Source organism: Chryseobacterium sp. 2P (assembly GCF_059579425.1).
In genome coordinates, this window is the sequence record NZ_CM184194.1 from 70,305 (window position 1) to 83,792 (window position 13,488).

At 37.1% G+C, this 13,488-nt stretch carries 14 protein-coding genes and 1 riboswitch; of the genes, 6 read left to right on the forward strand and 8 right to left on the reverse strand.

All coding sequences use genetic code 11. The features are described 5' to 3' along the window. Nucleotides 1–19 precede the first annotated feature (19 nt). From AC52CF_RS00325 to AC52CF_RS00360, 8 genes are all read right to left on the reverse strand, one after another. Nucleotides 20–787 (reverse strand): sulfite exporter TauE/SafE family protein, encoded by a 768-nt coding sequence (locus AC52CF_RS00325; protein WP_214587578.1) that lies wholly within the window; start codon nucleotides 785–787, stop codon nucleotides 20–22. Further along, nucleotides 778–1,230, reverse strand: a complete 453-nt coding sequence (locus AC52CF_RS00330) for a FixH family protein (RefSeq protein ID WP_214587577.1) — start codon at nucleotides 1,228–1,230, stop codon at nucleotides 778–780. The genes AC52CF_RS00325 and AC52CF_RS00330 overlap by 10 nt, the downstream gene beginning before the upstream one ends. Nucleotides 1,231–1,239: 9 nt before the next feature. Continuing rightward, nucleotides 1,240–2,694, reverse strand: a complete 1,455-nt coding sequence (ccoG, locus tag AC52CF_RS00335; RefSeq protein WP_214587576.1) for a cytochrome c oxidase accessory protein CcoG — start codon at nucleotides 2,692–2,694, stop codon at nucleotides 1,240–1,242. Nucleotides 2,695–2,791: 97 nt separating this feature from the next. After that, nucleotides 2,792–3,673 (reverse strand): cbb3-type cytochrome c oxidase N-terminal domain-containing protein, encoded by an 882-nt coding sequence (locus tag AC52CF_RS00340; protein ID WP_214587575.1) that lies wholly within the window; start codon nucleotides 3,671–3,673, stop codon nucleotides 2,792–2,794. A gap of 10 nt (nucleotides 3,674–3,683) precedes the next feature. After that, nucleotides 3,684–3,884: a cbb3-type cytochrome oxidase subunit 3 gene (locus AC52CF_RS00345; protein WP_076393748.1), complete on the reverse strand. Its 201-nt coding sequence runs from the start codon at nucleotides 3,882–3,884 to the stop codon at nucleotides 3,684–3,686. A gap of 20 nt (nucleotides 3,885–3,904) precedes the next feature. Beyond that, complete coding sequence (gene ccoN / locus AC52CF_RS00350; protein ID WP_214587574.1) at nucleotides 3,905–6,163, reverse strand: cytochrome-c oxidase, cbb3-type subunit I; 2,259 nt, start codon at nucleotides 6,161–6,163, stop codon at nucleotides 3,905–3,907. A 5-nt stretch (nucleotides 6,164–6,168) separates the two neighbouring features. Further along, a complete protein-coding gene (gene ccoS, locus AC52CF_RS00355) occupies nucleotides 6,169–6,390 on the reverse strand; it encodes a cbb3-type cytochrome oxidase assembly protein CcoS (protein ID WP_214587573.1) in 222 nt (73 codons plus the stop codon). Nucleotides 6,391–6,499: 109 nt separating this feature from the next. Continuing rightward, complete coding sequence (locus AC52CF_RS00360) at nucleotides 6,500–8,875, reverse strand: heavy metal translocating P-type ATPase (protein ID WP_214591154.1); 2,376 nt, start codon at nucleotides 8,873–8,875, stop codon at nucleotides 6,500–6,502. An 89-nt stretch (nucleotides 8,876–8,964) separates the two neighbouring features. Here AC52CF_RS00360 and AC52CF_RS00365 point away from each other — a divergent pair, with 89 nt between their 5' ends. The 6 genes from AC52CF_RS00365 (at nucleotide 8,965) to AC52CF_RS00390 (ending at nucleotide 12,644) form a co-directional block, all read left to right on the forward strand. Next, nucleotides 8,965–9,678 carry a Crp/Fnr family transcriptional regulator gene (locus tag AC52CF_RS00365; protein ID WP_076393740.1) on the forward strand — a complete coding sequence of 238 codons (714 nt, stop codon included), beginning with the start codon at nucleotides 8,965–8,967 and terminating at the stop codon, nucleotides 9,676–9,678. A 60-nt stretch (nucleotides 9,679–9,738) separates the two neighbouring features. Next, a complete protein-coding gene (gene panB / locus AC52CF_RS00370; RefSeq protein ID WP_076393737.1) occupies nucleotides 9,739–10,554 on the forward strand; it encodes a 3-methyl-2-oxobutanoate hydroxymethyltransferase in 816 nt (271 codons plus the stop codon). After that, nucleotides 10,555–10,884 carry a hypothetical protein gene (locus tag AC52CF_RS00375; RefSeq protein ID WP_375182047.1) on the forward strand — a complete coding sequence of 110 codons (330 nt, stop codon included), beginning with the start codon at nucleotides 10,555–10,557 and terminating at the stop codon, nucleotides 10,882–10,884. Nucleotides 10,885–10,888: 4 nt separating this feature from the next. Continuing rightward, entirely contained in the window at nucleotides 10,889–11,566 is a 678-nt protein-coding gene (locus AC52CF_RS00380; protein ID WP_375182046.1) for an RluA family pseudouridine synthase, read from the forward strand. A 215-nt stretch (nucleotides 11,567–11,781) separates the two neighbouring features. Further along, nucleotides 11,782–12,252 carry a glycoside hydrolase family 19 protein gene (locus tag AC52CF_RS00385; protein WP_235131971.1) on the forward strand — a complete coding sequence of 157 codons (471 nt, stop codon included), beginning with the start codon at nucleotides 11,782–11,784 and terminating at the stop codon, nucleotides 12,250–12,252. A gap of 14 nt (nucleotides 12,253–12,266) precedes the next feature. After that, nucleotides 12,267–12,644 carry a hypothetical protein gene (locus tag AC52CF_RS00390; protein ID WP_336690204.1) on the forward strand — a complete coding sequence of 126 codons (378 nt, stop codon included), beginning with the start codon at nucleotides 12,267–12,269 and terminating at the stop codon, nucleotides 12,642–12,644. 725 nt (nucleotides 12,645–13,369) lie between these two features. Beyond that, a riboswitch (TPP riboswitch) is annotated at nucleotides 13,370–13,470 on the forward strand. The last annotated feature ends 18 nt before the right edge of the window (nucleotides 13,471–13,488 follow it).

Below are 13,488 nucleotides of genomic sequence, written 5' to 3' on the forward strand. Positions count from 1 at the left end.
TTCCTTTTTTTATTTTCTATTAATGACAATTTACTTTACTATGATCGTGAGTGTTGTGATCTCCCGGCAAATGACAGTCTCCCTGATTATCTTTTGAAATGGTCATCGCTTCTGCCCTCGGAGAAATGTAGGGAATTCCCAGTTCCATTCCCCGGACAATAAAAAGTCCGCCCAAAATAATCATGACAATCGGAATCACTTTTAAAACTTTCACCCTGAAAGCCTGATTCATGAGATTTCCGACCAAAACTACCGCGAACATAAACGGAAGTGTTCCCAAACCAAATAAAGCCATATACAAAGCGCCCTGCCATATTCCTCCGCTTGCTAAGCTTGCCGTTAAAGCCATATAAACCATTCCGCAGGGTAAAAAGCCATTCAGAAGACCTGTAGTGAATCTTGAACGGTAATCTGCCTTTTGAAGCAGTCTTCCCAAATTCGATTTTACTTTGAATAAAAATTTTGAAAAAAACGGAACTTTAGAAGCAAAATCTTTTCCTCCGAATGAAAAAACAGCCATTACAATAAGCAGAATTCCTACAGCAATCGTAAGATATCTCTGAAAACCCGCCATTTCAAAGCCTTCTCCAATAATTCCAAGAATTGCTCCTAAAAGGGAATAGGTGAAAATCCTGCCGAACTGGTACGTAAGATTCTGAAGGTAGAAATTGGTTGCTTGTTTTTTTGTTAATCCCATCGACAATGCAATAGGTCCGCACATTCCGATACAGTGGAATCCAGATGCGAAACCCAACCCGATTGCCGATATTATAAGTGCTATTTCCATATCACATCATAATCCATTCTGTAGTCTGTTTTATCTTTTGTCCAGCTCAAACGAAGGGTATAGTTCCCCAGTTTCAGAACCTGCGCAGGAATTAAAAAAGACTGATTGGTATCCAACTGTACGGTTTTATGAACGTCCAGATTCTGATCGTCGGTTCTGTTCAGTACAAATTTCACTTTGGTATTAGAGTTATTGTAGTCTTTCGGAAAAGTAATCTTAATTCCTGAAGTATTTTGGCTGTAAACAGGTTTTTCCTTCAGTTCGTCTGCTCTTTTCTTGGCATCAATTACATCCTGATATTTCAGTTCTTCTTCATAGTAATTATCGGTTACCATTTCAGAGTTCTTCTGTCCGTTTGGAAAAAGGAACATCATGGATAATATAAAGATCATAAATGATGCTAAAGCGATAATTACACCGTGTCCCCAATTAAAGTTTTTCATTTCTAAAAATTAAAATTGTAATTTGAATGGTCCTTCAAAATATGTTTTGTATGAATCTACCAGTTTCCCCTTCATATCATAAACCCCGATCGTGATGTTCTGCTTGGAAAGCGTCATTTCATTTTCCGGGAAGCTGATGTTGATGGTTCCTTTGGTAATTTTATCTCTGTCTACCGGAATCTTGCTTGATGCACTGTAGATCACCTCTCCATGTTTCGGCTCAATTACTTTAATGGTTACAACTTTTTTTTCGTTGGTTTTATTTAAAAATGTATAATTGTAAGTATTGGTAATTTTTCCGTCTCTCACGAAGAACGTACTTCCTGCCGGTTTAATGAATTTAGCTTCCATTTCGGCTCTGCTGGTAAGAAGATATCCTAAAAACCCTGTAAGCAGTAAAAGAACGACTGCAAAACCTTTCATTCTTCCCGTGAATTTAAACTCGGTCTGCTTTTCGATTTCGTTCTCGGTGGCATATCTTATCAGTCCTTTCGGAAGACCTACTTTTTCCATAACTTCATCACAGGCATCTATACAGGCTGTACAGTTTACACACTCCAGCTGTTGTCCGTCTCTGATGTCTATTCCGGTAGGACAAACCACCACACACTGATGACAGTCTATACAATCACCTTTTCCAGCTGCTTTTCTGTCTTCTCCTTTTCTCCATTTCGCTCTGTTTTCACCTCTTTTAAAATCGTAGAAAACATTAACGGTATCTTTATCAATCAAAACGCCCTGTAACCTTCCGTAAGGGCAAACCAATGTACAGACCTGTTCTCTGAACCATGCAAACACAAAATAAAATGCTGCGGTTAAAAGGATCATAACGATAAAGTTGGTAGGATTGGCAAAAGGTCCTTCAGAAACAATTCTGAATACTTCTTCATACCCAACAATATACATGAACATGAAATGTGTAATGATTAAGGAAATAACAAGAAAAATCGTCCATTTAAGGCTTCTTTTCCAGATCTTTTCGGTGTTCCATTCCTGTCTGTCCAGCTTCATCTGCTTGTTCCTGTCTCCTTCGATAAGATAATCTATTTTACGGAAAATAAATTCTAAAAAAATTGTCTGAGGACAGATCCATCCGCAGAAAATTCTTCCGAAAGCCATCGTAAAAATAATGATGAATATTAACGAAGTAATTGCTCCAAGCGTAAGGATGAAAAAATCCTGAGGGTAAAAGGGCTGTCCGAAAATAAAGAACTCCCTGTCAATTACATTAAATAAAATAAGAGGATTACCATTAATTTTAATAAATGGCACTGCAAAATAAATGAGCAGTAAAACATAACTTACAATGTTTCGGTAGTTGGTATATTTTCCTTTTGGTTTTCTGGGAAATACCCACTTCCTCTTACCGGATTGTTCCATTGTCCCGATAGAATCTCTGTAAGTTTCAGGGTCCAGAACTTGTCCCTGTCCGCCGCGTACTTCTGTTTCTTCTATATCTGACATGTATGATAGTTTTTAAAAAAAGAAAAACATAATTCGTTACTATTTTTATTTAATAACAAACTATGTTTTTCATATGTTTTAATTTATTTAAGTTAAATTATTCTTTTTCCCAATGTGCTTCTGTTCCCTGAGGAGCTGCACCACCCTGAGCCTGTGTTACCGGAGGTAATTCCTGGTTGATGTGATATACATACGCTGCAATCTTTTCAATTTCAGCACCCGAAACCTCTCCGTTTTTACCAAATGCTCTCATCGCAGGATTGTTAGGAGAACCATTCCAGTCCATGTGGAAAACGTTTTTGAATAACGTTTTCTCTGGCTGATTGATCCAGTAGTTATCAGTAAGGTTTGGACCAATACCTCCGCCACCGTCTTCCTTATGACAAGATGCACAGTTTGTTTTAAACAATTCTTTTCCTTCTGCAATATTATCAGCCGAATATTTAGCTGTTTCTATTGTTACAGGAGGCTGCTCACTGTTGTATTTCTCAATTGCTGCCAATTGTTCTTTGTATTCTTTTTCATATTCGCTTAATGGATGTGCAAAATCTGTGAAAGAGAATGCTGCTACATATACAATACAAAAAGCAGTCCCAAAATAGAATAAACCTACCCACCATTTTGGCAATTGGTTATCTAACTCCATGATTCCGTCGAAACCGTGGTCGATAAGGATATCCTTTTCTTCTGCTGCAGATTGCTTTTTGAATGCTGCATTATATAATCTTGTAAAGTAAGGTACTTTCTTTTCAGCCAAATAAGCTGCCTTTTCTTCTGGAGATAGTTTTTTGAATTTATTATTCTCAATTAAATCTCCGATTGCACTGTGGATATAAGCTAAAATTCCTCCGATAATTACGGTTCCCCAGAAATAAGGAGAGGTAAGGAAATCGTAGCTCTGTACAAAAAGATAATAAAAAACTATTAAAAGTCCAATTATTATTACAATGTTTATAACAACCGGTGTTCTTTGTTTCATAATAAGTAGTTTAATTTTTTAAATTAAAATCGTCATCATTGTCATCCTGCAGAGGAGCTTCCTCTTCTTCCTTGTAATATTTTTTAGGCTTGCTAAAAACATAAATTACAAGAGCGATGAAGAACAGCATAAAGAAAATCAGAGCCAAAGTCTGGTAAAAACCAGCATTTTCTGTATTGGATAAGATGTCTTTAAAATTCTGAGGTATCATGATGTGAACCTTTTAATATATTAGTTATTACTTGCTGTTTTGATTTCAGTGGTCTTAATGTCCGTTCCTAATCTTTGAAGATAGGAGATTAGTGCTACCACTTCTTTTTTCTCCAGTTCTCCTTTAGGTTTTTGTGCATATGCCTTTTTCAAATCTGGTGCTTCAGACATGATGTCTCTTACGATTTTTGAAGCCTGGTTGTTTGCCCAAGAGTTTGCAGAATCTATTTCAGCTTTTGTATAAGGGACTTCGAAAGCACTCTTCATCAGCTTCATTTTGTCAACCATTTTAGATCTGTCTAAATCTGTTGCAATCAGCCAAGGGTAACGAGGCATGATAGAACCTGCAGAAGTTGATCTCGGGTTATACATATGTTTGTAATGCCAAGAACTTGGGTTTTTACCCCCTTCTCTGTGCAAATCCGGTCCTGTTCTCTTAGATCCCCAAAGGAAAGGTCTGTCGTATACGAATTCACCTGCCTTAGAGTACTGACCGTTTTTACCGTTAAATCTTACGATCTCATCTCTGAATGGTCTTACCATCTGAGAGTGACAGGCGTTACATCCTTCTCTGATATAAATATCTCTACCTTCTAATTCCAGTGGAGAATATGGTTTTACAGCTGAAATAGTAGGTACACTTTTCTTAAGAGACAGGGTAGGGATAATTTCTACCATACTACCGATTGAAATCGTTAATAAAGATAAAATACCTAATAATACAGGAGTTCTCTCTAACCAAAGGTGAGTTCCTTCTCCTTCTTTACGTTTTCCGCTGATATTTGCTAATGCTGGTGCTTCAGCAGGTACATCTTTCTGGAATGATCCTTTTCTTACAGTAGCCACTAAGTTTACCACCATTAAGATTGCTCCCGAAAGATAAAATAATCCTCCTACGAATCTCATTTTGAAGTAAGGAATAATAGCTGTTACAGTATCCAGCCAGTTTTTCCACACTAGAGTTCCGTCCGGGTTGAACTGCTTCCACATTAATCCCTGAGTAAACCCTGAAATATACATTGGCACCGCATAGAAAATGATACCTAATGTCCCTAACCAGAAATGCCAGTTAGCTAATCTTGTAGAATATAATTTCGTTCTCCATAAGATAGGGATCAGGTAATAGATAACACCGAATGCCATGAAACCATTCCATCCTAATGCACCTAAGTGTACGTGACCAATAACCCAGTCTGTAAAGTGACCGATTTTGTTAATGTTTTTTGTTGCTAAAAGTGGTCCTTCAAAAGTTGCCATACCGTAGCACGTTACTGCTACAACAAAGAATTTAAGAATAGGATTTTCTCTTACTTTATCCCAAGCTCCTCTTAATGTAAGAAGACCATTAAGCATACCTCCCCAAGACGGAGCAATAAGCATGATAGAGAAACCTGTTCCTACCGCCTGTGCCCAAGCCGGTAAAGCGGTATACTGAAGGTGGTGAGGACCAGCCCAGATATAAACGAAAATTAAAGACCAGAAGTGAATGATAGACAGTTTATACGAGAAAACCGGTCTGTCTGCCGCTTTTGGTAAGAAATAATACATTAAACCAAGAACCGGAGTCGTTAATACGAATGCAACCGCATTGTGACCATACCACCATTGTACGATGGCATCTTTTACCCCTGCATAAGCTGAATAAGATTTCCATCCTGTGAAAGACAAAGGTACTTCAAGGTTATTGAAGATGTGCAGCATTGCTACTGCGATCCATGTACCGATATAGAACCAGATCGCTACATAAAGGTGTCTTACTCTTCTTTTAGCAATCGTTAAGAACATATTGGCTCCGAAAATCACCCAAGAGAATGTAATCAGAATATCAATCGGCCATTCGTGTTCCGCATATTCCTTAGAAGTGTTGATTCCCATAAAGAACGTAACGTAGGTTACAAGAATCATAATCTGCCATGTCCAGAAATGGATCCAGGACAATGTATCACTGTACATCCTTGTTTTCAGTAATCGCTGTAAAGAGTAGTAAACTCCCACATAAACGATATTCATTACGAATGCAAAGATTACAGTGGTTGTGTGCAGCATTCTGATTCTTCCGAATCCGAACGCTCCATGAGTATTAATCAATCCCTCAATACTTCCACCTAAACTCTTAATGGTTGTATCGTCTGTTCCAAAAAAGAATTCCGGAAGCTCAGGATAGAAAAGCATTAATGCCGCCGTAAGTCCGAACAGAAATCCTATGATCCCGAAACCAACGGTCGCATAGAGGAATGCCCGAACAATACTGTTGTCATAACTAAACTTTTGTGTTTCCATATCAACTATTCACTTTTTTCTTCAATTTTTCTTTTCTCCTTTTCATCATCGCCTTCTTTGTTGCCAGATTCTTCTTTTTCCTTTATCTCATCGGAGTCGAAGAGTATTCGTACAGCCGGAGACTCATCATCTTCAAACTGTCCTTTTCTGGCATACACTATAAACACGACCAGGAAAACTGCAGCCAAAGAAACGCTGCACAGGATCATTAAATATAGAATATCCATTAGACAACAAAATTAACGTATTTTCGGGTTTCAAATTTAGTGAAAAATAATGACTTTCATCACGAAATACGGCTTTTGGCTAATTTAAAACGAATCTAAATAAGTTGTTTTAAGCCCCTTTTTTGAAGTATTTTCTTCCCAGAATCCAAGTCGAAAGTGTAGTGAATGAAACCACCGTAATTGAACTTGCAGGCATAATTAAAGCAGCAAAAAGCGGATGCATATGTCCTGTAACTGCGTAACTTAAACCAACAATATTGTAAAGAAAACTGATTATAAATGTGATTTTCACAATCGTGATAGATCCTTTACAGACATTCAGGTATTTATCAAGGCTTACCACTTTTTCACCGTTCATAATAACATCGGAAGAAGGGGTAAAACTGTTGGAATCATCTGCAATCGCAATACCTACATTGCTTTGTTTTAAAGCTCCGGCATCATTCAGTCCGTCTCCAAGCATCGCAACTTTCATATTCTGATTCTGAAGGTTTTGAATATAATTCAGCTTGTCTTCAGGGTTTTGATTGAAAGCCATTCCTTTGTAATTCGGAATTAATTGCTTTAATTGATTTTCCTCTGAAGAATTGTCACCACTCAGAATGAAAACTTTATAATGGGTAAGTTTTTTAAACAAATCTTTTAAATTCTCGCGGTATTCATTCTTAAAGATAAATTTCCCTAAAAATTCATTGTTTTTACTGATATAAACGGCGGTTTCAAGGTTTTTTGATTCCTGATTATTGTACCTCGCAGAACCGATTTTGTAAACACTTCCCCTTACACTTGCTTCATAACCCTTTCCTGAAATTTCCTGAAAATTTTCAACCGGGAAATATTCATCTTTTGTCTCTATGAATTCATATAATGATTTTGAAAGCGGGTGATTGGAATTTTTTAGTAACGTTTTGATATTCAGTAAATCAAATTCTTTTATCTCAGTGCCTTCAAATTTTATATTTGATTTTTTTCTGTGCGTAATAGTTCCGGTTTTATCAAAAACAATCGTATCTAATTTGGCAATTTTCTCAATTGTTAAAGTATCTTTTACGTAAAATTTATTTCTTCCTAAAATCCTCATAATGTGCCCGAATGTAAACGGAGCAGACAACGCTAGCGCACAAGGACACGCGATGATAAGAATCGCAGAAATTACCTGAAACATTTTCTCCAGATCTACAGTGTACCAATAGATTGCTGAAAGTAAGGCGATTCCTAAAATGATAAATGTGAAATATTTACTGATGTTGTTCGTTAACGTATCAAGTCCGGTTTCATGTTTTTTAAACGCTTCCTTATTCCAAAGCTGCGTAAGATAACTTTGATCCACATTCTTAATCACTTCAAGCTCCAGTGATGATCCGATCTGTTTTCCTCCGGCGAAAATTTTATCTCCCGGCTGTTTGCTGATGCTTTCGCTTTCTCCGGTAATGAAACTGTTGTCAATATTACCTTCACCATTAATTAAAATTGCGTCCACAGGAATAATCTCCTGATTTCTTACCAGAATCCGGTCGCCCACTTTAACTTCAGAAAGCAGTATGTTTTCCTGTTTACCTTCGAAATCAACTTTTGTAACCGCAATAGGATAGAAAGATTTGTAATCTCTGTCGTATGAAAGCGCATTGTACGTTCTTTTCTGAAAGATTTTACCCAAAAGCATGAAGAACAGAAGTCCGCATAAAGTATCAAAATATCCGGGACCGTAATTCGTGGCAACTTCATACAAACTTCGCCCGAAGAGAACAATAATTCCCAAAACAATCGGAACATCAATATTCACGATTTTATTTTTCAGACCGTACCAGGCTGATTTGTAATAATCTGAAGCAGAATATACCACGACAGGAATTGCCAAAAGACACATCAAAGCCCTGAAAAGCCCTTTGTAATGCTCCATCCAATAATCTTCTCCGCCAACATATTCCGGAAAAGCAAGGAACATCCCGTTTCCGAAGGCAAAAGCCGCAATAGCAAACTTTACCAGTAGGGATTTATCTAAATTTTCAACGTTTTTATCGGCGGTTTCCAGACTGATAACCGGTTTGTAGCCTAAATTCGTTAAAAAATTAGCTAATTCGCTTAATTTTAAATCGTTATGGTTGAAAGAAATCTGTAAGGTCTTTCTGGTGAAGTTAACCTGAGAATATTTGATGTTTTTATTTAATGTATGAAGACTTTCCAAAAGCCATATACAGGAAGAACAATGGATTACAGGAATTTTAAAAGTGACTAAACTTGTGCTTCCTTCAGAAAAATCCGTTACCTTTTCAAAGATTTCAGGAGTGTCGAGATATTCAAACTGTGAGGAACTTTCGTCCGGACGGATTCCTGCACGTTTATTTAATTCATAAAAATTACTTAAGTTGTTCGTATTCAGAATTTCATAAACAGATTTGCAACCGTTGCAGCAGAAAGTCTTTTCATCAAACAAAATTCTTTCCTTTTCGATCCCTTGACCACAATGAAAACAGTTCTCGCTCACCTTCATAAATTATTGAACTACAAAATTATAACAATTTTTTTTGTTTATCGAGTTAAAAAGTTCTATTTTTGTGATAAATGTCATATAAAATGTCGCAGGAACAACAAATTGCAATCGAGGAGAGGTTCGCAAGAGTTTTTAATGATAAATCATTCAAGGAAAGGCTTTCCAGTGCTGATTTTGAAAAATACATTAACGCTAAAAAGAAACTGAGTTTTCAGAAACACGAAACTATTTTCGAAGACGGGGAAACGCCAAAAGGCGTGTTCGTTTTGGAAAAAGGAGCAGCGAAGTTATCAAAATCGGGAGCTTTCGGGAAAGATCAGATCCTGAGATTCATTAAAGAAGGCGACATCATCGGTTACCGTTCTTTGCTTTGCGGAGAAAATTTTCAGGCGAAAGCAGAAGCTATGACGGATATTGAAGCTACTTTTTTACCGGCGGATATTTTTATGTATCTGTTAGAAGTAGATTCCCAGCTTTCCTTTGTGATGCTTCAGAAAATAGCTTATGAACTGGGAGAATCTTCCAATACCATTACTTTCCTTGCTCAGAAAACCGTAAGAGAAAGACTCGCGGAAATTCTACTGTTATTAGAACAGAAATTAGGAGTTGATCCCGAAGGATTTATCAAAATTTCTTTAACAAGAGAAGAAATCGCCAATATTATCGGAACCGCAACCGAAAGTGCAATTCGTCTGATCTCCGAATTTAAAGGAGACCATCTCATCGAAGTAGACGGAAGAAACATCAAAATTCTCAACCACGACAAATTAATGAAACTAGGTCACGTAGTTTTATAAATCATACAAAATTGAAGTCGGCTAAATGCCGACTTTTAACTTTTAAAAAATAGATACATTATGTCTGTTCATTCTGAAATTAAAAAAGTTACAACTGAAACCTTGCGTAAAATGAAATTCGACAAGGAAAAAATAACGATGCTTACGGCATACGATTATACCACTGCGAAAATGGTGGATGCGGGAGGAATTGATGCGGTTTTGATCGGAGATTCTGCGGCAAACGTAATGGCAGGTTTTGAAACCACATTGCCAATTACTCTGGATCAGATGATTTACCATTCTCAAAGTGTAGTCAGAGGAACCGACAGAGCTTTGGTGGTTGCCGATTTACCTTTCGGAACATATCAGAGTAATCCCGAAAAAGCTTTGGAATCTGCCGTAAGAATGATGAAAGAAGGAGGAGCTCATGCAGTGAAAATTGAAGGCGGGAAAGAAATTTCAAAATCAATTAAAAAAATTATCAATGCAGGAATCCCTGTAATGGGACATTTGGGATTAACACCACAATCGATCTACAAATTCGGAACATATAAAGTAAGAGCCAAAGAAGAAGCAGAAGCAGAAAAATTAATTGCAGATGCACAGCTTTTAGAAGAATTGGGGTGTTTTGCTGTGGTTTTGGAAAAAATACCGGCAGATTTAGCTAAAAAAGTAACGGAATCTATTTCTATTCCGACCATCGGAATAGGAGCCGGTGCGCATTGCGACGGACAGGTTTTGGTGTATCATGATATGGTGGGAATGAACAAAGGATTCAGCCCGAAATTTTTAAGAAGATATCTGGATTTGTATACAGAAATCACCGGAGCCGTTGCGCAATACGTGAAAGATGTGAAAACTCAGGAATTTCCTAACCAAAACGAAAGCTATTAAATGGATCGTCAAAAACTTCAGACCATTCAGGGTGTTATTTCTATTCTAGCCGTAGTTTGTCTTGCGGTGGGATGGTTTAAGCTATTTTCTCCGGATATTAACGAACTTCTTTCCAAGAAGATATTTTATATCATCGTAGGAGTGAGCTTCATTTTACAGGCACCTTTATTGCTGAACAGGAAATTTGTTTATCCGATGTATGCCGCTGCAGCACTTTGTATTATCGGTGCATTTTTACCTTACGAATCGAATCTTACAGGAATGAAAACCATCGGCCTTTTGGCAGGGGTAATTATTTCTTTTGCCAACCGATCCAATTACCGTCAGTAGAAAAATGGAAGAACAGATTGTTTATGAAGACAACCATCTTCTCGTAATCAATAAAAAAGTCGGGCAGCTTGTACAGGGAGACAAAACTGGCGATGATTCTTTATTGGAATTAATTAAAAATTTTATAAAAAAAAGAGATGACAAACCGGGAAATGTGTTTCTAGGTTTGGTTCATCGTATAGACAGACCGACTTCAGGTCTTGTGATTTATGCTAAAACTTCCAAAGCACTGTCCCGTCTCACGCAGATGGTGAAAAACCGTGAAGTGAAAAAAACATATTGGGCAGTTGTCGCAAAAGAGATGATTCCCAAAACCCAAAGACTGGTTCATTATTTAAAGAAAAACGAAAAAAATAACAAAGCCATTGTTTTTCCAAAAGCAACTGAAGGCGCAAAAGAAGCCATTCTTACGTACAACGTTATCAAAACTTTGGATAATTATCTTTTATTAGAAATTGATCTTGAAACAGGAAGACATCATCAGATCAGAGCACAGTTGTCAAAAACAGGAGTTCCCATTAAAGGCGATCTGAAATACGGTTCGCCGCGTTCCAATCCCGATGGTGGAATTAATCTTCACGCCAGAAAACTGGAATTCATCCATCCTGTTACCAAAGAAAATATTCAGATTATTGCTCAGGTTCCTCAAAATGATGCCGTTTGGAGAGCTTGCGAAGAGTAAATTTCCGTAAAAACACTTACCCAAAAACAGGGATTTTACTGTAATGATTATTGTTTTTTAGAAATAGTTTTACACTATCAATCTAAAGAACAATAATCATGCTTACATTGGGACAACTTAAAGAAGCTACCTGCTCAAAAACGGCATATGCTTCGCAATTCTTACCGTACGTTATAGCAACATGTGATAAATTTTCCATTAACACGCCTTCACGAATGCTTAACTTTCTTGCACAGGTCGGTCACGAAAGCGGCGGATTGTTTTACACCGAAGAACTTGCGAGCGGAAGCGCTTATGAAGGGAGAGCAGATTTAGGAAATACACAGAAAGGAGATGGTGTAAAATTTAAAGGAAGGGGGCTTATTCAGATTACAGGAAGAGCAAATTACAAAGCCGTTTCACTGGCTTTAGGAACTGATTTTGTGACAAATCCTACGCTCTTGGGAGGTAAAAATGTTACGAAATGCAATGCTGCTCAGCTCAAAAACGCAGCAGAAAGCGCGGGCTGGTTCTGGAACACCCGAAATCTGAATGCTTTGGCGGATCAGATTGATATTACCAAAAGTATTGATACCGGAAATAATCTTGTTGCTTTTAAAAAGATCACAAAAGCCATTAACGGAGGATACAATGGCTTGCCCGACAGACTGAACCGTTATAAAGCAGGATTAAGCTATTTTCTTTAATTAAAACAATTGCCATGAAAAATCTATTATTCTTAGTCATTTTTCTTTTAATCAATAACTTCTCTGCCCAAAAACCTGTTCTTCATGATCTGAAAGATCCTAAAATGCATGCAGGCTGTTATATTGATGGGAAGAATAATCCGGTTGCCAATTTATCCGAAGACGAAGGCGCTTTATTCAATTTTAACGGAAAAGATGAAATTTTTCCTTCCATCAAAGGAACAAAAGAATATCCTGAAGCGTTCGGAAACAAAACCTATAAAATTTACATCCGCGAAACGAAATCTGTAAAAGACGGAGAATCCTGCATTGAAAATAAAGTCTATTCAATAAAAATTATTTACAAGAAAAAAGCCTATCTCTATTCCAGAAAAGGAATGTGTGGCTGTTAATTCTCTAAATGCGATCACTTAAAGGCTATCCTCATCATATGAGATAGTCTTTTTTTTATTTTTGGAAATTGTTTCCCACTTTCGCTACTCGCTTTTTCGTTTTTTTCGGCGCGGCAGCTTCGCTGCCGCGCCGAAAAAAACGAAAAGAGCTCAGACATGCCGCTCAATCGCGACTAAATTGCCGTACCTGTTTTCAGCATTTGAATTAAATCAAAAAACATCTGCACAATCCGCAAAATCCGCGAGACATAAAAGAAAATCTTCACGCTTCGCGCCGCAAATTTATTTGCCTCTGCTTACTAAACTAAGAAGTTTTAATAAGAACTCTTTGCGTTAAAATCAAAACCTCTGCACTATCCACAAAATCAGTCAGCTAAAATTAAAAAATCAATTCAAAAAGAATATTTTCCAAGCTTCGCACAGCAAATTTATTTGCCTTTGCTTATTAAACTAAGAAGTCTTAATAAGAATTCTTTGCGTTAAAATCAAAATATCTGCATTATCAGAAAAATCAGCGAGAGATAAAATAAAAAAATCAATTCAAAAAAGAATATTTTCCAAGCTTCGCGCAGCAAATATATTTGCCTCTGCTTACTAAACTAAGAAGTCTTAATAATAATTCTTTGCATTGAAATCAAAAATCTTTTATCATCATCAAAATCAAAAACTTCCAACTTCCTTCCCTCACAAAATTTTGCCCATTTCAAAAAAATGTCTAACTTCGTCCCATACTTTAGGGGTGTCCGTTGAACAGACGGGCTGAGAATTTACCCTTTGAACCTGATTTCTAGATCATACTAGCGTAGGGAAAAGTGAGATGACTTTGCTGTACATTCTACTGTAC

Bases quoted from the DNA above. Each gene is read 5' to 3' on its own strand.
- AC52CF_RS00325 (WP_214587578.1), bottom strand. From the start codon at position 787: ATGGAAATAGCACTTATAATATCGGCAATCGGGTTGGGTTTCGCATCT.
- AC52CF_RS00330 (WP_214587577.1), bottom strand. From the start codon at position 1,230: ATGAAAAACTTTAATTGGGGACACGGTGTAATTATCGCTTTAGCATCA.
- ccoG (WP_214587576.1), bottom strand. From the start codon at position 2,694: ATGTCAGATATAGAAGAAACAGAAGTACGCGGCGGACAGGGACAAGTT.
- AC52CF_RS00340 (WP_214587575.1), bottom strand. From the start codon at position 3,673: ATGAAACAAAGAACACCGGTTGTTATAAACATTGTAATAATAATTGGA.
- AC52CF_RS00345 (WP_076393748.1), bottom strand. From the start codon at position 3,884: ATGATACCTCAGAATTTTAAAGACATCTTATCCAATACAGAAAATGCT.
- ccoN (WP_214587574.1), bottom strand. From the start codon at position 6,163: ATGGAAACACAAAAGTTTAGTTATGACAACAGTATTGTTCGGGCATTC.
- ccoS (WP_214587573.1), bottom strand. From the start codon at position 6,390: ATGGATATTCTATATTTAATGATCCTGTGCAGCGTTTCTTTGGCTGCA.
- AC52CF_RS00365 (WP_076393740.1), top strand. From the start codon at position 8,965: ATGTCGCAGGAACAACAAATTGCAATCGAGGAGAGGTTCGCAAGAGTT.
- panB (WP_076393737.1), top strand. From the start codon at position 9,739: ATGTCTGTTCATTCTGAAATTAAAAAAGTTACAACTGAAACCTTGCGT.
- AC52CF_RS00375 (WP_375182047.1), top strand. From the start codon at position 10,555: ATGGATCGTCAAAAACTTCAGACCATTCAGGGTGTTATTTCTATTCTA.
- AC52CF_RS00380 (WP_375182046.1), top strand. From the start codon at position 10,889: ATGGAAGAACAGATTGTTTATGAAGACAACCATCTTCTCGTAATCAAT.
- AC52CF_RS00385 (WP_235131971.1), top strand. From the start codon at position 11,782: ATGCTTAACTTTCTTGCACAGGTCGGTCACGAAAGCGGCGGATTGTTT.
- AC52CF_RS00390 (WP_336690204.1), top strand. From the start codon at position 12,267: ATGAAAAATCTATTATTCTTAGTCATTTTTCTTTTAATCAATAACTTC.